Raw genomic sequence first — 22,833 nt, 5'->3', positions numbered from 1 at the left:
ATGGTTCTTCCGGTTACGCTCGAACATCATGACGACGAGGCTCCGATCGGCCTGGTTGTCCGTCTCGCCGCAGCGAACGCATTTCCATCGCTGCGGGTTTTCCTTGATCATACGGAAACCAACGCCAGCGCAATCGCTCGGGGCGAGGAGGAAGCGCTGTCCCTTGTCGCCGAATGGTCGGGCGTGCCCGCAGACAGGCTCGGTACGCTCGCCTCCGAAGCGGGCGGTGCCGGACTGACCTGGCGTCTCGGCAAGGCAACCTTCAACAAGGATATGCGTCCTGGCCGCTTGCTTCGGTTTTGCCCTGACTGCGTTCTTGACGACCGAGAACGCGGAACCGGTCGGATTGTATCGCGTGCCTACTCTCGTGCGTGGTGGTCGGTACGCGGCATTGAAGGGTGCCACGTCCATGATCGGAAGCTGACGGAGGTGGCAATGTCCGCCGAAGACGATCCGCACGATTTCTCGCGGTTCGTCGAGAATAACATGGGGTTGATTCGAGAAGAGGCTTCGGTCGCAGTTGCGAGGTCAAAGCCGATGCTCGACCGCTATCTCGTCGATCGTGTGTTCGGGTCCAACGGTTCATCGTTTCTTGATGGAGTCGAGGCCCATGTGGCGGCGGAGTTTTCACGCTATCTCGGTGAGTTTCTTGTTCTCCACAATGTTGAAGACGGGATGCCGGCGGGGATTGATCCCAGTGAACGGGGGTTCAGGCTCGCGGATGCGGGTGAGAATTCAATCCGCAACGTGATCGCGGCGGTAATCGATCGCGAACTGCCGCAAACCCAATACGTAGGAGGGATTTTGGGGCCAATGATCCGTTGGCTCCGTCGCAACGATTCGAAGGAGGTATACCAGCCCATCGTGGACCTCGTGCAGGACATCCTTGAGCGTAACATGCCATTTGGTCCTGGCCAGACCATCCTCAAACCCGTCACGTCTCGTCACCTGTATTGCGTGAATTCCGCTCATGCGGAGTTTGGCCTGAACAAGGAGAGAATCAGGACTTTGATGGCAGCAGTGCCTGGCTTTCGTTCGGGCTTTCCAGATGCGCGGACCTACTTCGATGCGGCGGCCGCCAGACCCATTCTGCAGGCTGCATCCGAAACGCTCACCAGCAAGGTAGCTGCTCAGGCTCTGGGGTTGAACGAGCAGAGGATGTGGGACCTCATCAATGCGGGGATCATCGAGGTGGCCGAGGCGCGTTCCGACGACACGCGCGCATACGCCCGCATCCGCAAAGCGACCCTGCTTGATCTGGGTCGGAAACTGTCAGCTATGACGACCCCGATGGCGGCTGACGATAGCCTCATGTCTTTGCCCGAAGCGGCTCGATTGTGGAAGCGCCCATTCCACAATCTTGTTTCCATGATCCTCGACGGCACGCTGGACGGACACCTGTTGGAAGGCGGCGAGCCTGTCCTTTGTCGAGTGCGTGTCAAGCCAGGTGGGCTGAAGCTCGATCTCCGACCTGAGGCAGGAGGCGACGACGAGTGGATGCGGATCAAGGAGGTGGAGAGGGCTCTTGGGACGACCACAGCGACAGTTTCCGAACTGATCGGGCGTGGCTATCTACACGTGCGAAGCATCCGCCGCGAGACCGGCAGAACCGTGAAGCTGATCGAGCGCCGATCCGTGTCAGAGTTCGAGTCTGCCCACATTTCGTTGTCGGGGATCGCGAAATCGACGCAGGGCTTCAGGGCCGATATCAAGGCCGAACTGGAGAAGCTCGGTGTCTTTCCGATCTTCGAACCTGAGGGTTTCATCGCCCGTTTCTACAGAAGGTCTGCCCTTGCCCAAGTGGGTTTCGAGTTCTGACGACATCTTCAATTTGAGAGACCAGAACCCGCTTCGGCGGGTTTTTTTGTGCCAGTCGCCAGATATGCCCAATTCAAATACCGCCAAATGCCCCCAGCTTTTTGGAAGGCCTGAAAATTACCTAATGCTTTCAATGGTGAAATATTGAAAATGGACAAACCACGACCGCATAATCAACTGGGTGAGGCCCCTTTGGCATCAGGGTGGGTTGAGCTGGAGAAATGTTGCTCAAATATCGAGCGCTTTCAGGCCTAGCCCTGTGCGATATGTATCAAACGTATTGAGGTGCAGACAGAGCCTGCCCTCGATATGGTTGCACTGGACAAGGGGGGTGTTTCTCCACCGATGCCGGAAGAATACGATCAATGGCATGCCGATACCGCAATCACATCGTTCCGGTCACCTTGATCCATCCTGATGTGAGAGGCCTACAGTCGGAGTGCGAACAGCTCGATCAGCCCGGTTTGAGCAGCGTTCCGCAAGAATATCTCTCCTCTGTCAGACCGTGTGCGGAACGGAATGACAACCGTTGAGGCACCGCGTGGGACCGGCAAGATACTGACGCCGAGTTGAAGTTCTTTTCCGGGGCTTGAGATTTGTATTTCCTGCACGTCTCCGGGATTGAAAAACCGAAGCTCGATGGATGTGGACTCTCTCGGTGGTAGCCCGGACATATTCAGGATGGTCAGTTTTTGCGGCCCTGCATTGGTCAGTTGGGCGGCGTTGTATGAGGTATCATTCAGCAGATCGGGATCGTTCAGTGTGGCGTTAGTGTAGGTAAGCCATGCGTCAGAAAGGGTCGTGCGGTCAGATGCTGAAAAATCACCGAGGGTTTCCCCGCTGGCGATCTGGATGCGCAACGCCAGCAACTCGTTGCGACCGTCCGTCGTCGCAGCCTCAGCGACCTGGTAGTTGGTGATCGGCATGTACTTGTGGTCGTAGGTCGCGTTGAACGCGGTCTGCAGATCTGCCGCTTTGGTCATTGGTGCGGTTTTGTCCGCCTGCCGGACCCGCGACATCAATTCGTTCTCGGGTGTTCCTATCGAGATTTCCGCGAAGGAAAGCGGCTGTTTCTGATCTTCAAAATATGCGCCGAACGTTGGGTCCAGAAAGACCCATTCACCGTCAATTTTTGCCTCGACGGCCACGTGGTTGCCCTGGTTCGGAATGTTGTAGATCCGAAAGAACCGGGTTTCAATTCCGAGTGCTGCGGCAAGTCCGCGATAGAAATAGGAAAACCCGCCGCATTGTGTCGAGCAGCCTGAATACAGATCATCGAGATCGGTGTATCTCTCCGGCCCTGCATCGCAATATCTGTAGGTCGCAAAGAGCGCGGCCTTTGCGCGGTCGGCAGCCGGCCGGCTCATCAACTCGTGAGCCGGAAACCCTTCGCGCTCAATCCAGCTTTTTGCGGCTTCTTGCTGCTTCTTGCTGACGAATGACAAATCGGCTGCAAATGCGGGCACCGCGAACAATAGGGCACCAATGATCATCGTAGAGCGCACGATGATGCCTCCGTATGATTGTGAATCTATAGATTGCGTGTAGGTTTTTGATAGACTTATAGGTTGCGGTAAATATGGTCAAGCCGCAACCCGCAAGGGTGATGCTCATAGGGGGGAAAACGATGGACAGAGACGTGCGGCAGCGTTTTCATTGGTTCTGAAATATGCCCGTGTGCGTTGCATCGAATATGCGCGTCACATTCTTCCAATTGCATGAATAGTGCCAGCGCTTGGTCTGACGTGACTTCAAATAATCTGTGGTCACCGGAGTTTTCGAACACGGGCCGGTTTCGTTCACTTTCCGGCGAAGCGGGTTGCCAAAAGACGACGCCAAACCCGGAGACCGGTCTTGGCTTCGATCCGTTCGACAACCTGTTTCCGGCTCAACGCCCGTTGTCTCCCTTGAGCTTCGGGCCGTGCTTTGGCAATTCCTTCTCGGGCGGATGAAGCCTTTGCGCCGTCTGCCGCGATGGTCTGGTGCATCTGCCTCGCCTTGGCACCTGGGCCGCCGGTCTTTCGCGATACTCCGAACGACCGGCACACCACACTCAAGCTCTCGGCCTGCAGAAGACCGGCAACATGACCTGTCCCGTTCACCCATACCGGACAGTTGCTTTTGCGGGATCAACAGCTCCCGACAAAGGGAATGGCTGTTCTCCATCTCTGCGGTAGAATGAGTGCTCCATGTCCCGGGTCGCTCATCCCGATTGCTGCGAATTTGCACTGGGCGGCAGCCGGGCCAGGCTGCGGGCGAAACCGTGCCGGTTGATTTGATGGAATTTCCGCCCTTGTTTTACGCTTGCACAGAGAGATACAGTTGTGACCAGTGGCAACGCACTGAAATAGTAATGATTTGCGAAAGCTGACGATGTGAGAGAAACAAGATGCTAGCGCCTGAAACCGTCTTTCATCAGGGTCCCGAGCTGGAACGTGCGGTCAACCGGATGGATTTTTTCCGCCTGTTCAAGTCATTGGCGGGAAGTCACGGGGTTCAGTTCTTCGGAGTTGTCGAGATACCGGGGGAAACTGCCAGCATAAATCTGGGCCAGGCGCATGTGTTGCACAATTTTCCCGGATCATGGTTTGAAGATGGGGCGAACTGTCTGGCTGCCGACCCCGTGGTCTCCTATCTGCAGCAATCCACGGCGCCAATTGTGCTGGAGGTGGAGGGCAATTCCTCTGCCTTTGTCGGCGACAACTGCTCTCCCCGGGTGCTTGTGGTGCCGCTGCAGGCTGCCTCGGGCAAACGCTACGGACTGATCATGTCAGGCCTGGAGCGACCGGTCGCGCATCAGCAACTGGCACTGATTGCGCTCGATGCCGCCCTGATATTCCAGCGCTATTTTGAAGTGCTGTTGTCTCTGGATTCGATCAGCGGCTTGAGTGAGCGGGAAATCCAGATCGTCCGCTGGACCTCGGAAGGTAAGACTTCGTCGGAAATCGCCATCATCCTCGGTCTGTCCGAACATACGGTCAATTCCTATATTGCGGCGGTCCTGCGAAAATTGCAGGTGGTCAATCGGGCGCAGATGGTGGCGGCGGCATTGCGCAGTGGTCTGATAAGCTAGGGGTGGGTTTCGATGAGATTGAAACAAACAACCAAAAGGACCCTGAGAATTCTATTGGTTGATGACGACCCGGCTGAACACGTCCTGCTCCAACGTCAGATGAAGAAGGTCGACGGCTTGTCGGTGAAACTCGACTATGTCGCTGATATTGGTGCGGCGGTGGAGAGTGTTGGGACCGGCGACGTCGACATGGTGTTTCTCGACAACCGGCTTGTCCCCAACGACGATTTCAGGCAGACGGCGCCGCTGCTGCGCCAGGCCGGTTTTGTCGGGCCGATTGGATTAATATCCTCCGACATCAGCGACGCATATTTCAATGAGTTCCGCGAATACGGTGTAGATTTCCGCATTGGCAAGGATGAGATCGACGGCGCGGCGATCCGCTTCATTGTTTCGGAATACACGCGCCAGCAATTGTCCGAAGCCTGCTCGGAAGACTATATGTGAGCAGGCCACCCCTCTGGTCCACGGCTTGTGAAATGCATGCAGTTATCGCCTGAAAACCTGCTCAAGGCGCTGTACGAGACGATGCCGGATCCGGTGCTGGTTCTCGACGGCAACCGAACCATTTTGGCGGTCAATGGGTCAGCTATCGAGACATTAGGGTTCTCTGCCGAGGAACTGATCGGGACCGGACCTGAGCGGCTCTATGCCTCTGCCGTCGACGCCCGGGAGGTGGGGGAGGACCTCTACCCGCTGCGCGGCAGCTCAAAACCCTATCGCCGGCGTGTCGATGTGAGGCGCAAGGATGGCAGCATTTTTCCGGCTGAGGTGACAAACAGCATTATCGAATCGGGCGGTGGGCAACCTATTGGCCTGGTCGCGATCATACGCGATCTCAGTGCTGTCCTTCAGGCGCAGAAACAGCGGTTGCGTGCCGAAACCATTCTCAACACGGCTCTTGCTTCGATTTCCCAGGGGTTTGCCGTCTATGACGGCGAGGACCGGCTGGTGCTCTGCAACGATGCTTACCGGGAAATTTATTCGATCTCGGCACCAGCCATGCAGGTGGGCAGCAGCTTCGAAACCATCATTCGCTATGGACTTGAGCGGGGTCAGTTTCCTGGCGCCGGGACCACCGCTGAAACCCGGGCGGCCTGGCTGGAACAAAGGCTGGCACGGCACACCAATCCCGAAGGTCCATTTGTGCAAAAGGTGGAACCGGGCCGGACGCTGCAGATTGAGGAGCGGATAACCGGCGACAATTACCGGGTCGGCGTTCTCACCGATGTGAGCGCACTGAGTGAGATCAAGAGCGAAGCCGAGCGGCTTGGTGTGATTATCGAAGGCGTGGCCCAGGAAGTGTATCTGGTAAGGCTGAGCGACCGGAGGTTCATTTATGCCAACAAATCGGCACGTGACAATCTGCAATACAGCATGGATGAAATGCGCCAACTGGAGCCGCAGATGATCAATGTGGATCTGTTTCCCGACAAGTTGGCCGGGAAAGCCGCTTCGATCATATCCGGAAAAACCAAGACGCTGATCGCCGATACAATGCTCAGGCGCAAGGATGGGACCATGTATCCGTGCCGGGTTCGGCTGGAACTCATGGACACGGGGCCGGACCCGGTGGTTCTGGCTTTCGCAGAGGATATCACCGAACGCCTGGAAATTGAGCGTGCGCTTGCGCGCAAGCAGCACGAATTCGAAACGCTGGTGCAAAACCTTCCCGATTTCATTGTGCGGGCTCGGCCGGACACCACGATGACCTATACCAACGCGCATTATGCGCGGTTTGTCGGTCTGGAACCCGCGGAAATGATCGGTCGAAAGTTCCTCGAATTCATTCCCGACCATTTTCATGAAGTGCTTGAGGCTCATCTGGCGAGCTTGTCCCCGGACAATCCGATGAAGACCAGCGAGCAGACCATGGTGGCCGAGTCGGGCGAGCAGCTGTGGTATCTGTGGACGAACCTGATGATTTTCGAAGACGGTGAGCCGGTGGAACTGCTCAGCGTGGGACGTGATATCACCGAAACCCGAGAGGCCCGGAACAGAATTGCCTCCCAGGCGCGCCAGCTCGAGTTGCGCAATGATGCGCTCGAGCAGTTCGGCGGTATCGTGTCGCACGATCTCAAGGCGCCGCTGCGCCAGATTCGTCTGTTTGCCGACATGATTGCCGAAGATGTCGGTGCCGGAAAGGTCGATGATCTGGAGACACCCTCGGGCTACATCTCCGATCGGGCCAAGGGGCTGGAGCGGATGATTTCGAGTCTTTTCGAATATTCCCAACTCGCCTATCAAGGCATCAACCCCGTGACGCTGCGGCTGGACGACCCGATTGCGGCCGCATGGAGCAATCTGACCGTCCATGTTGCCGAGGCGGACGCATCGTTGTTCTGCGAGGCGGATATTGAGATCGAGGCTGACCGGAATCTGCTGATACAGTTTTTTCAGAACCTGTTTGCCAACTCGCTGAAGTACCGCGATCCTTCCCGGCCAACCGAAGTCCGGTTGAGAGCCGAGGCTGGCGAGAACAGGATCACCATTACTCTAGAAGACAATGGAATAGGAATTGATCCGCGCAATGCGGATACCGTTTTCGGGGTCTTCCAGCGCTTGCATCCGGATGAAACGCTCTATTCCGGCTCCGGTATCGGATTGGCCTTGTGCCGCCAGATTGCGGAAAGTCATGGCGGCACCATAGTTTTGGATTCGTCCTATCGGGACGGTGCCCGGTTTGTCGCGACCTTTCCGACGGTTCCCCTTTGATCTGAGGCCGTCAGAAAGGCGGGTTGCATCGGCGTCAGCTCATCAGGCCGATTGCGCAGCGCTGAGGCCGCGCTCGATATCGGCCATCAGATCCGCGACGTCTTCCAGGCCGATTTGCAGCCGAATCACCGGGCCTTGCGCTGGCGCCAGCGCCACCGTCCGGTCGGACAGGTGCGCATGCACGGCGAGGCTGTCATAGCCGCCCCAGGAATAGCCAAGTCCGAAGATTTCGAGCGCGTCGAGAAACGCGTGCGCCTTGGCGCGCCGGCGTGTTTCATCAGCCACATCCAGAACGATCGAGAACAGGCCGGATGCCCCCTCGAAGTCGCGTTTCCACAATTGATGGCCGGGGAAACTCTCAAGTGCAGGATGCAAGACACCGGCCACGCCGGGGCGGCCTTCCAGCGCTTGGGCGATGGTCAAGGCGCTGTGCTGGTGGCGCTCGAGGCGGACGCCCAGGGTGCGCAGCCCCCGCAATGTGGTGTAGCTGTCGTCAGGTGATGCACAGAAACCAAGCGCCGTATAGGTCGCCAGCAAGGCCGGGTGGGCTGCCTTGCTGGCCGATACCGTGCCCATCAGAACATCGGAGTGGCCGGCGAAATATTTGGTCGCGGCATGAATGGAAATATCGACGCCATGGTCGAGCGGCTTGAAAAACAACGGCGTCGCCCAGGTGTTGTCAATTGCGACCAGCGCAGCGTGCGCGTGGGCGACTTTGGCAATCGCGGGGATATCCTGGATTTCAAATGTGTTGGAGCCGGGTGATTCGGTGAAGACCAGCTTGGTGTTGGGGCGCATCAGCCGTTCGATGTCAGCGCCGATCAGCGGATCAAAGTAGGTCACCTTGATCCCGTAACGTCCGAGCAGAGTGTCACAGAACCTCCGGGTGGGACCGTACACCGAATCAACCACCAGCACGTGGTCGCCGGCGCTCAGCACCGCCAGGAAGGTCAGGGTGACTGCGGCAAGGCCTGAAGGCAGGATAAGGGTGCCAGCGGATCCCTCCAGTGCATCCACCGCTGCGGCGAGGGCGTCGGTGGTCGGCGTGCCATGGGTCCCATAGGTATATTTCTGGTTCCTCGATTCGATTGTGGCTGCGTCGGGAAACAGCACGGTCGAGGCGTGCACCACCGGCGGATTGATGAAGCCGTGGAAGCTTTTCGGATCGAACCCGGAGTGGGCCAGGCGCGTGTTTGTTCCGGTCTGCGATGTCTTTGTGCTGCTGCTCATGCTGTATCCGTTTTTCTGGCTGGGCCTTGGGCGACATTGGATGTCCACAGCCTTATCGCGAGTTCCGGGCGACGACAACAATGGAGTAGGCGCTGGTCGGCCGGTTTGTCTTTCGCCCAGTTTGATCTGACGTTTTTGGACCTCACGCGATCAATTGGCCAGGAATTCCATTCCGATCTGCATGCTATTGGCGTTACTTTGCGGTTTTCGCGGATTGGAGGCTTGACCCATGATGGATTTCGGAATGGTATAAGGTCGGGCAAAGACGCACAGGCGGAGGGCTGAAAATGCAGCTCCCGCTGCTTTGCTGCATTCAGAACAGGGCAACAGAAAAAAGGTTGTATCACATGAAAAAGAATATCTTGTCGGCTGTCGTTGGCGTCGTGGCCGTTGCAGGCATGGGAGCCACCGTAGCTTCCGCCGCAACGCTCGATGACGTTAAGGCAAAGGGTTTCGTCCAGTGTGGCGTTTCCACCGGCCTTGCCGGCTTTTCCGCCCCTAACGATGCAGGTGACTGGTCTGGCCTCGACGTCGACCTTTGCCGCGGCGTTGCCGCAGCAGTCTTCGGCGATGCGAACGCGGTGAAATTCAGCCCGCTTTCCGCCAAGGAGCGCTTTACCGCGCTTCAATCCGGTGAAATCGATGTGCTGTCGCGCAACACCACCTGGACCATGAGCCGTGATACCCAGCTGGGTCTCAACTTTGCCGGCGTCAACTATTATGACGGCCAGGGCTTCATGGTCCGCAAGTCGCTCGGCGTGAATTCGGCGTTGCAGCTTTCGGGCGCATCCGTCTGCGTGCAGACCGGCACCACCACCGAATTGAACCTCACCGACTACTTCAAGGCCAACGACATGACCTACAATCCGGTCGTGTTTGAAAAGCTCGAGGAAGTCAACGGAGCCTATGACGCAAACCGGTGCGACGTGTACACAACCGACCAGTCGGGCCTGTATTCGATCCGTCTCGGCCTGTCGGCCCCCGACGAACATATGGTCTTGCCGGAAGTGATCTCGAAAGAGCCTTTGGGCCCGGTTGTCCGTCAGGGCGACGACCAGTGGTTCTCGATCGTCAAGTGGGTTCACTTCGCAATGTTGAATGCCGAGGAAATGGGCGTGACCCAGGCCAATGTTGATGAGATGCTCGGTTCGACAGATCCGAACGTCATGCGTCTGCTGGGCAAGGAAGGCACCTTCGGCGATTCAATCGGCCTGAGCAATGATTGGGCGTACAATGTGATCAAGCATGTCGGCAATTACGGCGAAGTGTTCGAACGCAACGTGGGAGCTTCAACCCCGCTTGCAATCGGCCGCGGCGTCAACGCGCTTTGGTCAAAGGGTGGCTTGCAGTATGCACCGCCGCTGCGCTAAGAGCTGAAATTGGTGAAGCGGGCTCCATCGGGAGTCCGCTTCACCGGTTCGCGCATTGAGCGCGAATCACAAGAGCCTGACGCAACGACGGCAGGTAGACTAACGATCCGGCCACAAGGCCCGGACGAATAAGAGTTGGGAACAGACATGGCTCGTCAAACAGGCGTCTCAGCCGAGGCTGATGATTCCGGTCGCGTATCATTGATGAATGATCCAAAGGCGCGCGGTCTCGTATTTCAGGCATTGTTGATCATTGCGGTCATCTTGCTGGTGTATTCTGGTATTTCAAACGCCATCGAAAATCTGGCGCGGGCAGGGATCGCTTCCGGGCTCGGCTTTTTTGGCGAGCGGGCCGGTTTCGATATTGGCCAATCCTTCATTCCCTACACAAATGACAGCACCTATCTGCGGGCGTTTTTTGTGGGCCTTCTGAATACGATGGTGGTCGGGGTGATTGGAATTTTCTTCGCCACGCTGATCGGCTTTGTTGTCGGTCTGGCCAGATTGTCGAAGAATTACCTGGTGCAGAAATTCGCCACCGTTTACGTCGAAACACTCAGAAACATTCCGCTGCTGCTGCAGCTCTTGTTTTGGTACAAGGCGGTGCTTTCAATCTTGCCGTCACCCAGGCAGGTGGGGCTGGAGCCAGGTGTCGAGGTCATATTCAGCCTCAACAATCGTGGTCTCTACATGCCGCGCATTGTACCCGAGGCCGGCTCATCCTTCGTCTTTATTGCCCTGCTTGTCGCGGTGATCGCCTGGGTCCTCATCGGCCGCTGGGCGAAGAAGCGACAAATGGCGACGGGACAGCAATTTCCGGTTTTCCTGACAGGACTGGGCCTGATCATCGGCCTGCCATTGCTGGCCTTTCTGGTCTCGGGCATGCCGTTGTCGTTTGAATATGCCAGCCTGCAGGGTTTCAACATGGTGGATGGCTGGGTGATCCAGCCCGAATTCATGGCGCTGCTGCTTGGCTTGTCGCTCTATACAGCTTCCTTCATTGCCGAAATTGTCCGTGCCGGCATTCTTGCCGTGTCGCGTGGCCAGTCCGAGGCTGCCTTCGCGCTGGGTTTGAGGCCAAACCTGACCAGCCGTCTGGTGATCGTGCCGCAGGCAATGCGGGTGATCATTCCACCCCTGACCAGTCAGTATCTCAATCTGACGAAAAACTCTTCGCTGGCTGTGGCCATTGGCTATCCGGATCTGGTGTCGGTTTTCGGCGGCACCGTGCTCAACCAGACCGGGCAGGCGGTGGAGGTGATCACGATTACCATGCTGGTCTATCTCACGCTGTCGCTGCTGACATCGGCATTCATGAACTGGTTTAACTCCAGTGTCGCATTGGTGGAGCGCTAGGCCATGGACAACAACACACGATCAATCGCTTTCGTTCGCACACAGGAAAGCCCGCTGATGGCGCCGCCGGTGTCCTCGCGTGGTGTGGTGGGGTGGTTCAAGGAAAACCTTTTTGCCACCCCGCGCGACACAGTGCTGACCATTCTGACCTCGCTGTTTTTGTTGTGGATGGTTCCGCCGATCATTGATTGGGCTTTCATCAGTGCGGTCTGGACCGGAGAAAGCCGGGAAGCCTGTCTTGCGCCGGGCACCGGCGCCTGCTGGGCCTTTGTCGAGGCAAAGTTCGGGCAGTTCATCTACGGACGCTACCCGGTCGATGAGCGTTGGCGGGTCAATCTGTCGGGACTGTTGCTGATTGCCGGTCTGGTGCCGATCGCCATTCCGTCGGTTCCCTACAAGCGTCAGAATGCCCTTTATCTGCTGGTTGTCTTTCCGGTCCTGGCCTTCATCCTGCTCACCGGACAATTCGGGCTGGAGCCGGTCGAGACGCCACTTTGGGGCGGCCTGCTGGTGACCCTCGTCGTCGCCATCGTCGGCATCGTGGTGTCGTTTCCGCTCGGCATTCTGCTGGCACTGGGGCGGCGCTCGGAAATGCCGATCGTCAAGATGTTCAGCGTCATCTTCATCGAGTTCTGGCGTGGCGTGCCGCTGATCACGGTGCTGTTTATGTCCTCGGTGATGCTGCCGCTGTTTCTGCCGGACGGGGTGTCGTTCGACAAGCTGCTGCGCGCGTTGATCGGCGTGGCGCTGTTCTCGTCAGCCTATATGGCCGAGGTCATTCGCGGTGGATTGCAGGCGATTCCGAAAGGGCAGTACGAGGCGGCCAATGCCATGGCGCTGACCTTCTGGCAGGGCACAAGGCTTGTGACCATGCCGCAGGCGCTGACACTGGTGATCCCGGGCATCGTCAACACCTTCATCGGCCTGTTCAAGGATACCAGTCTGGTTCTCATCATCGGTCTGTTTGATCTGCTCGGCATCGTGCAGCAGAACATGAACGACCAGAACTGGATTTCACCTGCTACGCCTGCGACCGGCTTCGTTTTCGCCGCGTTCGTATTCTTCCTCTTCTGCTTCAGCATGTCGCGCTATTCCGCTTATATGGAACGGCGTCTCGACACTGGCCACAAACGATAACAAGGGATTTTTACCATGGCTGACAACAACGCAGCAGCACAACAAGGTCCAGGCCCTTCGAAGATGACGGTGTCGGAGACCGATGTGGCCATCGAGATCATCGGCATGAACAAGTGGTACGGCGAGTTTCACGTGCTTCGCGACATCGATCTGAAGGTCATGCGCGGCGAGCGGATCGTGATTGCCGGTCCGTCGGGCTCCGGCAAATCGACCATGATCCGCTGCATCAACCGGCTGGAAGAACACCAGAAGGGCAAGATCCTTGTCGACGGCATTGAGCTGACCAACGATCTCAAGAAGATCGACGAGGTGCGCCGCGAAGTCGGCATGGTGTTCCAGCACTTCAACCTGTTTCCGCATCTGACCATCCTCGAAAACTGCACCCTGGCGCCGATCTGGGTGCGCAAGATGCCGAAGAAGAAGGCCGAGGAAATTGCCATGCACTATCTGGAGCGGGTGAAGATTCCCGAGCAGGCCAACAAGTATCCGGGCCAGCTTTCCGGTGGTCAGCAACAGCGCGTGGCGATTGCCCGCTCATTGTGCATGAACCCGCGTATCATGCTGTTTGATGAGCCGACATCGGCGCTCGACCCGGAGATGATCAAGGAAGTGCTCGACACCATGGTGGGTCTTGCCGAGGAAGGCATGACCATGCTGTGCGTTACTCACGAAATGGGTTTTGCGCGGCAGGTTGCCAACCGCGTGATCTTCATGGACCAGGGCCAGATCGTCGAGCAGAACGCGCCGGGCGAGTTCTTTGACAATCCCCAGCACGAGCGAACCAAGCTGTTCCTGAGCCAGATCCTGCATTAGGTCGTTTTCAGCATGGCTTCCGGAGGCGGCATTCGGCGGTTCCGGAGCTGGCGAACATTGCTCGTTGCAATGGGTGTCGTCATTCTGCTTTTGGGCCTTGGAACGGCGGTTCCGAGGCCCGGTGCCGTTGCCGGCCCGACAGCGTCAACGCCCGCGTCCACGATTGCGCCGTCGGTAGCGGCGAAGCGGACCGTGCTGCTCCTGTCGTCTGCAATCCACACCGACATTGCCTTGCCGGCAGATCCGGATGTAACGGCGCGTTTTGGTTTCATGGCCGCCGATGGGCTCGATCCGTCGCAGCCCGGGGTGGCGCACATCATTGCGGGTTGGGGTGGTCGCAGTTTCTATATCGAAACCCCGACCTGGGCCGACCTCAAGCCGGGTCCGGTCTTCAGCGCACTGACACTCGACAGCTCAGTCATGCATATGGGGCTGGCGGGCCCTCTCAATCCAGCCGATGCCTCAGTGATGACGCTTGAGTTCGATGCAGCAGCGTTTGACCGGCTGATCGATTCCATCCTTGCGAGTTTTGCGGTCAATGCCGAGGGAGCGCCTGTTAGGATCGAGGATGCCGGTTACGGCGCCTACGATCGCTTCTATGAAGCCAAGGGCGGGTTCAACGCGTTCGTCGGCTGCAATGTCTGGACCGCACGCATGCTGCGGCAGGCGGGGTTGAAAACCGGCTGGTGGACGCCGTTGCCCGGCTTGCTGGGCACAAGCCTGCGCGTGCACAATCCCCAGAGCCTCCAGGGTGTTTTCTGATCTGACTACAGCCCTGTCGCGCGGTAGCCATACAGCCAATCGAGATCGGCCGCGAGGCTTTCGGGCTTCCTCAGGCCAAGAACCAGATCGCGACCAAGGCGAACCGGGCCGCTGGCGTGATAGGCAAACCGGTTGAAAGCGCCGCGGCGGCGCACCTGGGTGAGGCGGGACCGGCGGTGGGTTTCATAGCGTTCGATTGCGCTGGAGAAGTCTTTGCCGGCATGGCCACAGGCATGGGCAAGTTCGTATCCGTCCTCGATCGCCATGGCCGCGCCCTGTGCCGCAAACGGTGTCATGGCATGGGCGGCGTCGCCAATCATGACCATCCCTGCATCATCGCTCCAGCGGCCATCGGCGACAGCGAACAACGGCCATCGGGTCATTCGTGGCGCGGTGCGCAGCAACGAAACCAGCCGTGGGTCCCAGCCGGCGAAAGCCTGCAGCAACTCGGTCCGATCAGCCGCCGCTTCTTGCGCAGCCCAGCTTTCACCAAGATTTTTGCCCCCGGCGATCGCCACCATGTTGAGGACGGTCCCGTTTTCCAGCGGATAGGCCACAAGGTGGGTCCTGGCGCCGAGAAATGCGGTGACGTTCCGGGTGTCGATGACCGATCCAGCGGCGCTGGCGTCGAGTTGGAAGCGCCATGCCACCTGGCCGGAAAACCGCGGCATCGAGGCCTGCGGGATCAACTTGCGGCTTTGAGACCAGACGCCATCGGCCGCGACGATGAGATCCGGGCGGGGTGTGCCAATCCGGGCGTGCAGTGTGGTGATGTCACTCGACTGGACCGGTTGTTCCAGATGCACCCGGCAGGCCGGGTGAGCAATGACGGCTTCGAGCAGCAGTGCTTGCAGATCTGCGCGGTGCATGACGCCGTAAGGCGCCCCCCACCTGTCGGCGGCAAAGCCACCACAGGGGACGCGCGCGATTGCCCGGAGCGAGCGTCCGGAAGCCAGCGCGATGTCGCGAGGCAGCACCATTGTCCGCTGCAACGCCTCGCCAAGGCCAAGTGCGACCAGGATTCGGCTGGCGTTGGGTGAGACCTGCAACCCGGCGCCGACTTCACTGAGTGTTGTTGCCTGCTCGACGACATCGACGGCAAACCCTTGCCGGGCAAAGGCAAGGGCGGTGGTGAGACCGCCAATTCCGGCGCCGATGACAAGAATGGTGTGAGCCGTCACTGCACCCTCCGGAGCCGGTACGCGTTCGCAGAGGCCAAACCGCGCCAGTCCGGCGCTGAAGATCCCCGCATTGTCATCGTGGTGCGATGCATTGGGGCCGCGTTGCCGGGGTCAAGCGAAGAGACGTGTTTCAGGCAGCCTGATCGACCCACGCACAGCCAGCCGGTGTGGTCTCGGTGGCAGGAAGCGCCGGATTGTAGGTGTACAAGGTCGAACAATAGGGGCAGACCTTTTCGGCATCTGCGCCCATGTCGAGATAGACATGTGGGTGATCGAAAGGCGGATTTGCGCCCACGCACAAGAATTCCTTGACGCCGATCTCGATCGCGGCATGACCCGCATCATTCTGAAAATGCGGGATCGTGTGGTCAGCCATGCATCTCTCCGTCGTGGCAAGCTTGATTTCGGCCGGACCTTATACGCTGGCAGAACAAAAGTGTAGCAGGTAATTTGACCGTGTCTTGATCGCTCGGACTCTGCGGCCGCGAAGTCCTGCGTCCGACATTTGCAAGCGGACCCGATTGGGTTAGGTAGGACGCGAAAGGAACTTCACATGAATCTGGATCGCCTGCAGGCCGCTCGTTTCACCTCCGGAGATGTTGAGCTTGCGTGGTATGAAGCGGGAAATCCGGAGGGATTTCCGGTCTTGCTCATTCACGGCTTTGCCTCAACCGCGCATGTCAACTGGCTTTTTCCGGGCTGGATCAAGACCTTTGACGAGGCCGGGTACCGCGTCATTGCCCTCGACAATCGCGGACATGGCCAGTCTGACAAGCCGCACGATCCCGAAGCCTATCACCCCGAGATCATGGCCGCCGATGCTGCCGGGCTGCTTGATTCGCTCAATATCACTTCGGCCTATGTGATGGGCTATTCCATGGGCGCGCGGATTTCGGCATTTCTTGCGATGTCGCGTCCGCAACTGGTTCGCGCGGTGGTGTTTGGCGGGCTCGGACTTGGCATGGTTGATGGCGTCGGTGACTGGGATCCGATTGCATCGGCCTTGCGGGCCGATTCGATTGAAGATGTGCCCGACGCCCGCGGCAGGATGTTTCGGGCCTTTGCGGATCAGACCAAGAGTGACCGGCTGGCGCTGGCGGCCTGTATCAGCACTTCGCGGACATTGGTCAGCCGGCCCGATCTGGCGAAACTGGACATGCCGGCGTTGATCGGTGTGGGCACCCGGGATGAAATTGCCGGCTCGGCGGAAGGGCTGGCACAGTTGATGCCGCGCGCGCGGTCCGTCGATATTCCCAACCGGGATCACATGCTTGCCGTCGGTGACAAGGTGTTCAAGGCCGCCGTGCTGACGTTCCTTGCCGATGTCGAGGCCGGTGCCATCTGATGAAAGCATTGAAAATCTCCACGGAGTTTAGCGGGGCTGCGGGCAACCGCCTGGTGGCCGACGACCATGGACCCCGCGGAGATGTGCGCGCAAACCCGGTGCTGCTGCTGCATGGCGGCGGCCAGACCCGGCATGCCTGGGGGGGCGCTGCGCGGCGCATTGCCGATGCGGGACACCGGGCCTTCACGCTCGACCAGCGCGGCCACGGCGACAGCGCCTGGCTGGAAGATCAAAGCTATGCCTTTGACGATTACGCCGCTGACGCCATCTGCATTTGCCGCGACATCACCGGGCGCTGCGGCCAGCCGCCGGTACTGGTGGGGGCGTCGATGGGCGGCATATCCGGTCTGATGGCCGAACATCTGGGTGGGCCGGGCCTGCTTGGCGGGCTGGTTCTTGTCGACATCACGCCCGATATCGACGCGGATGGCGTCAGCCGCATCCAGGGCTTCATGGCCGAGCGGATGCGGGAAGGATTTGCCACTCTGGAAGAAGCCGCGGGCGCCATTGCCGCCTATCTGCCGCACCGCGGGCCGCCGCGCTCGCTGGATGGACTGGCCAAGAATCTGCGCAAAGGGGTCGACGGGCGGTACCGCTGGCATTGGGATCCGGCCTTCATCGACGGGCCGCGCAACATCAACACCGGCGCGGCAACCCTTCAGTACCGGCTGGCGGATGCCGCACGCGGCTTGAACATACCGGTGCTGCTGGTGCGGGGACAGCAGTCGGAGCTTGTCACCGAAGAGGCTGTGCGGGCCTTCCAGACCATGGTTCCGCATGCTGATTTTGTCGATGTGTCCGGGGCCGGTCACATGGTTGCGGGCGACCGCAATGATGCCTTCAACGACGCAGTGTCGGGTTTCCTCGAGCGGTTCGAAGTCCGGGGCTGACCCCAGCTCTCCGGTAGACGCCGGGTGAGGTGTCATAGTGAAGATCTGACGTCTACGGACATGGATCAGCAGATCAGATGTCGTTACCGAACATGCGGGCTGCTATGTCCTGATCCTTGCACAAGCGGCTCAGATTTGCGGCGATGGCAGCCTTTGATTCCCGGACAGACAGTGATGCCACTGTGACAAGTGCTGCGGCCTCGGCCTGACCTTGTGCATCCAGCGCGCCGGGTCGGGAGAGAGCGGCAGGGCAGCCGCAGACCATTGCCGGGGGGTGGAGATCGAGCCTTCGGCCGCAGAAAATTTTTCGTCCGTTTGATCTGTGCGTTTGTTTTTTGTGCTGAGTGTCTTATCTTTATGGCAAATTCAATCCAGCCCGGAGGCGGCAATGTCAGCGAACACAGGTGTGCGGAGCAAGGACTCGGTCAAGGCGATCGACCCAATCTGGGATTCGATCCGGCTTGAGGCCGAGCGGTCCATCGCTCAGGAACCGCTGCTTGCAGCGTTTCTCTATTCCACGATTCTCAACCAGCCGTCGCTGGAGGCGGCTGTGATCCATCGGGTCTGCGAGCGGCTTGACCATCAGGATCTGCAGGCCAATCTGCTGCGGCAGACTTTCCAGGAAATGGTCGATGACTGGAAGGACTGGGAACCGGTGCTGCGGGTCGACATCCAGGCTGTTTACGACCGGGATCCCGCCTGCACCCGGTTCATCCAGCCGGTGCTCTATTTCAAGGGCTTCCACGCCATCCAGACCCATCGTCTGGCCCATTGGCTGTGGGGCAAGGGCAGGGTGGATCTGGCACTGTATCTGCAGAGCCGGTCATCCGAAATCTTCCAGACCGACATTCATCCCGCTGCCGCAGTGGGCAAGGGGATGTTTCTCGATCATGCCACCGGCCTCGTGGTCGGCATGACGGCGACGATCGGAGACAATGTTTCGATTCTGCAAGGCGTGACGCTTGGTGGAACCGGCAAGGAAACCGGTGACCGTCATCCCAAGATCAGGGATGGCGTGCTGATCGGCGCCGGCGCCAATGTGCTTGGCAATATCGAGATCGGCCGTTGCAGCCGGGTGGCAGCCGGATCGGTGGTTCTCAAGGCGGTGCCGCCGAATTCCACCGTGGCTGGCGTTCCTGCCCGCGTGGTCGGCACAGCAGGCTGCGACGAGCCGTCTCGCGCCATGAACCAGATGCTCAATGGCGGCAACTGAAGCGATCGACGTGGGCCTTGTGTGAAAATTTCATCGCGGGTTTGATTTAGCCCCCGGTCCGTGCCAAAAGCCCCGGCGAACCCCAATAGCCTCAGGAGTGCACCGTGAAACCCGATGAAATCATCAAGCTGAATGCCTATTTCAAGCGTATTTTCAACGACAAGATGGTGATCAAGGCGCGGCCCCGAAAAGATGATTCGGCGGAGGTCTATCTGGGCGATGAGTTCCTCGGCATCATTTTCCGCGATGATGAAGATGGCGATCTGTCATACAATTTTTCCATGGCCATTCTCGACGTCGATCTTTAACCGGCCAACGCCGATTCCAGATAGCTGCGCACATCGCTTTCAATCTGCCGCCATTGCGGCAGATGGTCGATTGAGAAGCGGTAGGTGACTGAAAGATCCTTGCCGATGAAGATGTCGCGCTGGCATCCGGTCTGAGTGGTTGTTGTGCGGTCAGCGCCGGTCTCCTCGACCAGGCAGCGGACCGTGTAGGGCCGTTCACCTGAAGTTCGCTCCACATACATCAGTTCGCTGGCATAGCCGGCGCCGGCGCGCAGGCGGAATGAGTCGAGGCCGTCCGGTCCGGCCACGGGCTGGCCATCGGTCAGCCGTTTGTAGATCGGGTCGAAACGACCGGACATGTCTCGTGACATGGTCGCCTGAGTGATACGGGCGAAGATGAGACCTTTTGCTGAGCTCGTCTGGTTGAAGATATTACGGTTTTCCAAGCTGTAACCACGCATGCCGGGCCATGCGAAATAAGTGTCGACTGCGTTTTGAACTCCAGACACACGCTGGCTTTGAAATCGGATCACATTGGCAGGCAGGCCGAGCACATCATTGCCAATGATGATTTCATGCACCGTCGGATCAGCGGTGTTGCCGGCATGGGAGATGCTTTTTCCGATCATTCTGCCGGTCACCGCTATTGCCAGGGTAACAAGGCACATCACCGCGACCACAGCCGTCAGCTTCCAGACAAAACTCTGGGTGATCAAGGGGGTGTGTTCTATTGGCGATGGAGCAGAGGACATGGGAAACCGGTAGGTTCAATATGTGTCAGAATGAAACATCCGGCCGTGGCACGGTGCTTGCACGATGTCTTGACGAGCATCAACTTTGGACCGGATATGGTTAACCAATGATTTATTCCTTTGACGTCATGGCCGCGGTTGTTGTTATGGTGACCGGATTCTCGACCTCGTGGGTCGGAGTTGAGCTTGTCCGGCTTGCGGGCTGGCGTGAGCCGTCGGGCGCCAGGCAGACAGGCCATCCGGGTCGGATGTTGGCCGAACTGGTTCTGGCGGCGGTGATTGGTCCGCGCTTGCTGCTGACCAATGGGTTCAAAAACTGGCGCGGCGGCCTGGTTTCCCTGCCGCTTTACATGGTTCTGACGCTGGTGGCTGCGGGCTGGTCAGTCTGTTCGGGGATCATCGTGCTTGAGATGGCCTTTGCCAGCGGTTACTTCCTCACCTGACGACCCCCAGGCATGGCTCTGATCCGCAAGGGCGGTTTCCATCTTTGCCGGAAACCGATTAAACAGGGGCCTGAAGTGGCGGAGAGGAGTTGAAATGGCGATTTACAGTCTCGACGGCAAGCAGCCATTGCTGCCAGACGGGTTTTACTTTGTAGCCGAAAGCGCCCAGGTGATCGGGCGTGTTGTCTTGGGCGAGGGGGCCGGGATCTGGTTCGGCGCCGTGTTGCGCGGTGACAACGAGCTGATCACCGTGGGCGAAGGCTCCAACATTCAGGAAAATTGCGTCCTGCATACGGATTTGGGGTTTCCTCTGACAATCGGCAAAGGCTGCACGATCGGTCACAGCGCGATCCTTCATGGATGCACGATTGGAAACAACAGCCTTGTGGGCATGGGTGCTACAGTCCTCAACGGCGCCAAGATCGGGGAGAATTGCCTGATCGGCGCCGGTGCGTTGGTGACCGAGGGCAAGCTGATTCCGGACAATTCCCTGGTGGTCGGTTCGCCGGCGCGGGTGATCAGAACGCTTGAGGCCGATGCTGTGGCCATGCTCACGCTTTCCGCCAGCCATTACGTGGAAAATGCCAGGCGCTTTTCCAAGGGACTCGAGCGGATCGGCTAAAGCTGTTTCAAGGTTTTGCTGCGGTTGGTGCAAAGAAAGTGAGCCGACCCCAGGGGACAGCGGGGTCGGCTCGAGCCAGGTCGTTGCGGGGAAGCATGGGGACTCGACCAGGCCCATTCGTCAGCCGGGCAAGGATGGCCCGGCAATTGTCTGACTGTCCCGGACGGCCCCCGCGGGCCATGGTGCCGGGGTGTTGGAAACTTCAGTAGTTCACAGCACCAACTTTGGGGGCGGAACCAGGCCCGAGCTTGGTCCATCGGGCGGCGTGTTCGGAGGATTGCCGCTTGACATAGGTGTAGCCGGTTTCGGACCACAGCCGGACATCGCCGCGCATATTGTCGAGAATGTAGTCGCCGTAATCAGTACGCACGGTCAGAACCGCATGGCCATCGCCATTGGGCTGCAGAACCACGGTGATCAGCAAGTCCTGCGGTGAAAAGCCTTTCTGCATCAGCATATGGCGCTTGAGCAGCACGTAGTCCTCACAGTCACCAACCTCGCGCGGGTAGGACCAGAGCTCTTCAACACCATGGATGTTGAGGTCGGTATCTGGTCGAATACTCTGATTGACGTGCGTGTTTATCTCGAGCATCGTGGCCCAGCGCTGGCGCGTCAGCACCATCGGACCGGTATCCTTGCCGAGCGAAGTGCACTCGTTGGGATAGCGCTTGCAAAAATCGTAATGGCCGATCGGCGGATTGGTTTTCCCCACAGGAACCAGATTGACTGGTGCCGCAATGGCTGCTGTGCTGACGGTTATTGCCAGGCCACACACCGCAGCAAATGTACCCATTGCCTGAATATGCTTGTGCATTTTTCGTCTCCCCGTTATGAGAAGACAATGCCAGTCAGGACTTGATGTCGCGCAAAAAACAACAGTAGAACTAAGTACTTATTAGATTGAAATCCAATTCAATCAAGACTAAAATCTAAGTATAATAAGTATAAAATGCCAGGTGTTGCATTGAGGCTTTGGCAACCATACGGAGTGGTCAAGCGCAGATTTGCAGAGATTCGATCTGCCATTGGCACGCGGGTGAGAAGCCCGGAGTTCTGCCAACACGGCGGGAAGCGGTCCGAGGCGGGGCGCACAGCTCTGTATCAATCCGCAACCGGGAAAGTCCACCTTATCGCGGGCACAAAAAAGCCGGCCATGGCGGCCGGCTATCGATGCTGAATGGAGTGGCTGTGTTCAGGAAAGTTGGTTGATGGCGTCTTCGGGCTGAAAGGTCATGAATTCCATGGCAATCCCTTCCTGAAAATGGCGGACAACCCGGCCACGCATGTTCCCCAGAACCACCATGGTGCCAAATGCCGGGCGGACGTCGATCTCGACGGCGGCGCCTGAGACCGACAGATCGATGATGCGGCAAGGGTAGCGGCGGCCGTCATCGAGACGGATTTCAGAGACCGGGTTGTTGGGCGAGACGCGCTCGTGACGGCGATCTTCGGGCAGCGCCAGCTCATGCTTGTTGGCGAGCCAGGTCAGCTGTGCCGAAAGCTTGTCGCGTTTCCGGTCGGTCGCGTTGATCGAGATGGTGAAGGACCGGATTCCGACTTCAATCACTTTGCCTTCAATCCGGCCGATATAGTCGATATAGGCGACGATCCTCTCGCCGGTCTCAGGCCGGTTTCCGGTTGAAAGTATCGCGTCGAACGGCGACATTTGATCGACGATACAATCATGTTCGGAATGATCGGCTCGCATGAACCGGCCCTGGACAGAGATCGTGACGCGACTGTACTGCCCCTCTTCGGGGGGCATCACGGTCTTTGGCTGCGCTTCGGTTCTTGCGGTCAACATGATAGGCCTTGTCGAGTCCCGG

Annotated in this window: 22 protein-coding genes; 15 read left to right on the top strand and 7 right to left on the bottom strand. The window is 58.6% G+C overall.

Going from position 1 to position 22,833, the window contains the following annotated elements; translation table 11 throughout:
* The gene (locus tag PZ897_RS17815) at nt 1–1,818 is read left to right on the top strand and encodes a TniQ family protein (RefSeq protein ID WP_275753981.1); all 1,818 of its coding nucleotides are present in this window, start codon (nt 1–3) and stop codon (nt 1,816–1,818) included.
* Between the two features lie 428 nt (nt 1,819–2,246).
* Here the strand turns inward: PZ897_RS17815 and PZ897_RS17810 are convergent, their stop codons facing one another.
* The gene (locus PZ897_RS17810; RefSeq protein WP_275753979.1) at nt 2,247–3,323 is read right to left on the bottom strand and encodes a transglutaminase domain-containing protein; all 1,077 of its coding nucleotides are present in this window, start codon (nt 3,321–3,323) and stop codon (nt 2,247–2,249) included.
* Nucleotides 3,324–4,207: 884 nt separating this feature from the next.
* Between PZ897_RS17810 and PZ897_RS17805 the strand changes: the two genes are divergently transcribed.
* From PZ897_RS17805 to PZ897_RS17795, 3 genes are read left to right on the top strand one after another with little or no spacing between them, the layout of a single operon-like run.
* Nucleotides 4,208–4,891 carry a LuxR C-terminal-related transcriptional regulator gene (locus tag PZ897_RS17805; protein WP_275753977.1) on the top strand — a complete coding sequence of 228 codons (684 nt, stop codon included), beginning with the start codon at nt 4,208–4,210 and terminating at the stop codon, nt 4,889–4,891.
* A gap of 54 nt (nt 4,892–4,945) precedes the next feature.
* Nucleotides 4,946–5,338, top strand: coding sequence for a hypothetical protein (locus PZ897_RS17800; RefSeq protein WP_275753976.1), 393 nt, complete (start codon nt 4,946–4,948; stop codon nt 5,336–5,338).
* A gap of 36 nt (nt 5,339–5,374) precedes the next feature.
* A complete protein-coding gene (locus PZ897_RS17795) occupies nt 5,375–7,606 on the top strand; it encodes a PAS domain S-box protein (RefSeq protein WP_275753975.1) in 2,232 nt (743 codons plus the stop codon).
* A gap of 42 nt (nt 7,607–7,648) precedes the next feature.
* On the opposite strand, the gene PZ897_RS17790 is transcribed toward PZ897_RS17795, so the two are convergent.
* Nucleotides 7,649–8,836, bottom strand: a complete 1,188-nt coding sequence (locus tag PZ897_RS17790; protein ID WP_275753973.1) for a cystathionine beta-lyase — start codon at nt 8,834–8,836, stop codon at nt 7,649–7,651.
* A gap of 347 nt (nt 8,837–9,183) precedes the next feature.
* Here PZ897_RS17790 and PZ897_RS17785 point away from each other — a divergent pair, with 347 nt between their 5' ends.
* From PZ897_RS17785 to PZ897_RS17765, 5 genes are all read left to right on the top strand, one after another.
* Complete coding sequence (locus PZ897_RS17785; RefSeq protein WP_275753971.1) at nt 9,184–10,206, top strand: amino acid ABC transporter substrate-binding protein; 1,023 nt, start codon at nt 9,184–9,186, stop codon at nt 10,204–10,206.
* Between the two features lie 147 nt (nt 10,207–10,353).
* Nucleotides 10,354–11,562 (top strand): amino acid ABC transporter permease, encoded by a 1,209-nt coding sequence (locus PZ897_RS17780; protein WP_275753970.1) that lies wholly within the window; start codon nt 10,354–10,356, stop codon nt 11,560–11,562.
* 3 nt (nt 11,563–11,565) lie between these two features.
* Nucleotides 11,566–12,699 (top strand): amino acid ABC transporter permease, encoded by a 1,134-nt coding sequence (locus PZ897_RS17775; RefSeq protein ID WP_275753969.1) that lies wholly within the window; start codon nt 11,566–11,568, stop codon nt 12,697–12,699.
* Nucleotides 12,700–12,714: 15 nt separating this feature from the next.
* On the top strand, nt 12,715–13,512 hold the full coding sequence (locus PZ897_RS17770; RefSeq protein ID WP_275753967.1) for an amino acid ABC transporter ATP-binding protein: 798 nt from the start codon (nt 12,715–12,717) through the stop codon (nt 13,510–13,512).
* A 57-nt stretch (nt 13,513–13,569) separates the two neighbouring features.
* The gene (locus PZ897_RS17765; protein WP_275753965.1) at nt 13,570–14,274 is read left to right on the top strand and encodes a TIGR02117 family protein; all 705 of its coding nucleotides are present in this window, start codon (nt 13,570–13,572) and stop codon (nt 14,272–14,274) included.
* Between the two features lie 5 nt (nt 14,275–14,279).
* Here the strand turns inward: PZ897_RS17765 and PZ897_RS17760 are convergent, their stop codons facing one another.
* On the bottom strand, nt 14,280–15,455 hold the full coding sequence (locus PZ897_RS17760) for an FAD-dependent monooxygenase (protein WP_275753964.1): 1,176 nt from the start codon (nt 15,453–15,455) through the stop codon (nt 14,280–14,282).
* A gap of 130 nt (nt 15,456–15,585) precedes the next feature.
* Nucleotides 15,586–15,831 carry a zinc-finger domain-containing protein gene (locus tag PZ897_RS17755; RefSeq protein ID WP_275753962.1) on the bottom strand — a complete coding sequence of 82 codons (246 nt, stop codon included), beginning with the start codon at nt 15,829–15,831 and terminating at the stop codon, nt 15,586–15,588.
* A 177-nt stretch (nt 15,832–16,008) separates the two neighbouring features.
* On the opposite strand from PZ897_RS17755, the gene PZ897_RS17750 reads away from it, so the two are divergent.
* The 4 genes from PZ897_RS17750 (at nt 16,009) to PZ897_RS17735 (ending at nt 19,211) form a co-directional block, all read left to right on the top strand.
* Nucleotides 16,009–16,800, top strand: a complete 792-nt coding sequence (locus PZ897_RS17750; protein WP_275753961.1) for an alpha/beta hydrolase — start codon at nt 16,009–16,011, stop codon at nt 16,798–16,800.
* Nucleotides 16,800–17,690, top strand: coding sequence for an alpha/beta hydrolase (locus tag PZ897_RS17745; protein ID WP_275753959.1), 891 nt, complete (start codon nt 16,800–16,802; stop codon nt 17,688–17,690). The genes PZ897_RS17750 and PZ897_RS17745 overlap by 1 nt, the downstream gene beginning before the upstream one ends.
* A gap of 388 nt (nt 17,691–18,078) precedes the next feature.
* The gene (gene cysE / locus PZ897_RS17740; protein WP_275753957.1) at nt 18,079–18,903 is read left to right on the top strand and encodes a serine O-acetyltransferase; all 825 of its coding nucleotides are present in this window, start codon (nt 18,079–18,081) and stop codon (nt 18,901–18,903) included.
* Nucleotides 18,904–19,007: 104 nt separating this feature from the next.
* Entirely contained in the window at nt 19,008–19,211 is a 204-nt protein-coding gene (locus PZ897_RS17735; protein WP_275753956.1) for a DUF3126 family protein, read from the top strand.
* Here the strand turns inward: PZ897_RS17735 and PZ897_RS17730 are convergent.
* Complete coding sequence (locus PZ897_RS17730) at nt 19,208–19,870, bottom strand: hypothetical protein (protein WP_275753955.1); 663 nt, start codon at nt 19,868–19,870, stop codon at nt 19,208–19,210. The two genes, PZ897_RS17735 and PZ897_RS17730, sit on opposite strands and share 4 nt — an antisense overlap.
* Before the next feature lie 179 nt (nt 19,871–20,049).
* Between PZ897_RS17730 and PZ897_RS17725 the strand changes: the two genes are divergently transcribed.
* Together PZ897_RS17725 and PZ897_RS17720 are read left to right on the top strand one after the other, a co-directional pair.
* Entirely contained in the window at nt 20,050–20,385 is a 336-nt protein-coding gene (locus PZ897_RS17725; protein WP_275753953.1) for a hypothetical protein, read from the top strand.
* Nucleotides 20,386–20,479: 94 nt separating this feature from the next.
* Entirely contained in the window at nt 20,480–21,007 is a 528-nt protein-coding gene (locus PZ897_RS17720; protein WP_275753952.1) for a gamma carbonic anhydrase family protein, read from the top strand.
* 202 nt (nt 21,008–21,209) lie between these two features.
* Here the strand turns inward: PZ897_RS17720 and PZ897_RS17715 are convergent, their stop codons facing one another.
* Together PZ897_RS17715 and PZ897_RS17710 are read right to left on the bottom strand one after the other, a co-directional pair.
* Nucleotides 21,210–21,821 (bottom strand): transglutaminase-like cysteine peptidase, encoded by a 612-nt coding sequence (locus PZ897_RS17715; protein WP_275753950.1) that lies wholly within the window; start codon nt 21,819–21,821, stop codon nt 21,210–21,212.
* A gap of 378 nt (nt 21,822–22,199) precedes the next feature.
* A complete protein-coding gene (locus tag PZ897_RS17710; protein WP_275753949.1) occupies nt 22,200–22,811 on the bottom strand; it encodes a PilZ domain-containing protein in 612 nt (203 codons plus the stop codon).
* Nucleotides 22,812–22,833: the final 22 nt, after the last annotated feature.

The organism is Hoeflea sp. YIM 152468, from assembly GCF_029210485.1.
Lineage (GTDB): Bacteria > Pseudomonadota > Alphaproteobacteria > Rhizobiales > Rhizobiaceae > Hoeflea.
This window is presented reverse-complemented; position numbering and strand designations above follow the sequence as displayed.

Bases quoted from the DNA above. Each gene is read 5' to 3' on its own strand.
- PZ897_RS17815 (WP_275753981.1), top strand. From the start codon at position 1: ATGGTTCTTCCGGTTACGCTCGAACATCATGACGACGAGGCTCCGATC.
- PZ897_RS17805 (WP_275753977.1), top strand. From the start codon at position 4,208: ATGCTAGCGCCTGAAACCGTCTTTCATCAGGGTCCCGAGCTGGAACGT.
- PZ897_RS17795 (WP_275753975.1), top strand. From the start codon at position 5,375: ATGCAGTTATCGCCTGAAAACCTGCTCAAGGCGCTGTACGAGACGATG.
- PZ897_RS17790 (WP_275753973.1), bottom strand. From the start codon at position 8,836: ATGAGCAGCAGCACAAAGACATCGCAGACCGGAACAAACACGCGCCTG.
- PZ897_RS17785 (WP_275753971.1), top strand. From the start codon at position 9,184: ATGAAAAAGAATATCTTGTCGGCTGTCGTTGGCGTCGTGGCCGTTGCA.
- PZ897_RS17780 (WP_275753970.1), top strand. From the start codon at position 10,354: ATGGCTCGTCAAACAGGCGTCTCAGCCGAGGCTGATGATTCCGGTCGC.
- PZ897_RS17775 (WP_275753969.1), top strand. From the start codon at position 11,566: ATGGACAACAACACACGATCAATCGCTTTCGTTCGCACACAGGAAAGC.
- PZ897_RS17770 (WP_275753967.1), top strand. From the start codon at position 12,715: ATGGCTGACAACAACGCAGCAGCACAACAAGGTCCAGGCCCTTCGAAG.
- PZ897_RS17755 (WP_275753962.1), bottom strand. From the start codon at position 15,831: ATGGCTGACCACACGATCCCGCATTTTCAGAATGATGCGGGTCATGCC.
- PZ897_RS17750 (WP_275753961.1), top strand. From the start codon at position 16,009: ATGAATCTGGATCGCCTGCAGGCCGCTCGTTTCACCTCCGGAGATGTT.
- PZ897_RS17745 (WP_275753959.1), top strand. From the start codon at position 16,800: ATGAAAGCATTGAAAATCTCCACGGAGTTTAGCGGGGCTGCGGGCAAC.
- cysE (WP_275753957.1), top strand. From the start codon at position 18,079: ATGTCAGCGAACACAGGTGTGCGGAGCAAGGACTCGGTCAAGGCGATC.
- PZ897_RS17725 (WP_275753953.1), top strand. From the start codon at position 20,050: ATGATTTATTCCTTTGACGTCATGGCCGCGGTTGTTGTTATGGTGACC.
- PZ897_RS17720 (WP_275753952.1), top strand. From the start codon at position 20,480: ATGGCGATTTACAGTCTCGACGGCAAGCAGCCATTGCTGCCAGACGGG.
- PZ897_RS17715 (WP_275753950.1), bottom strand. From the start codon at position 21,821: ATGCACAAGCATATTCAGGCAATGGGTACATTTGCTGCGGTGTGTGGC.
- PZ897_RS17710 (WP_275753949.1), bottom strand. From the start codon at position 22,811: ATGTTGACCGCAAGAACCGAAGCGCAGCCAAAGACCGTGATGCCCCCC.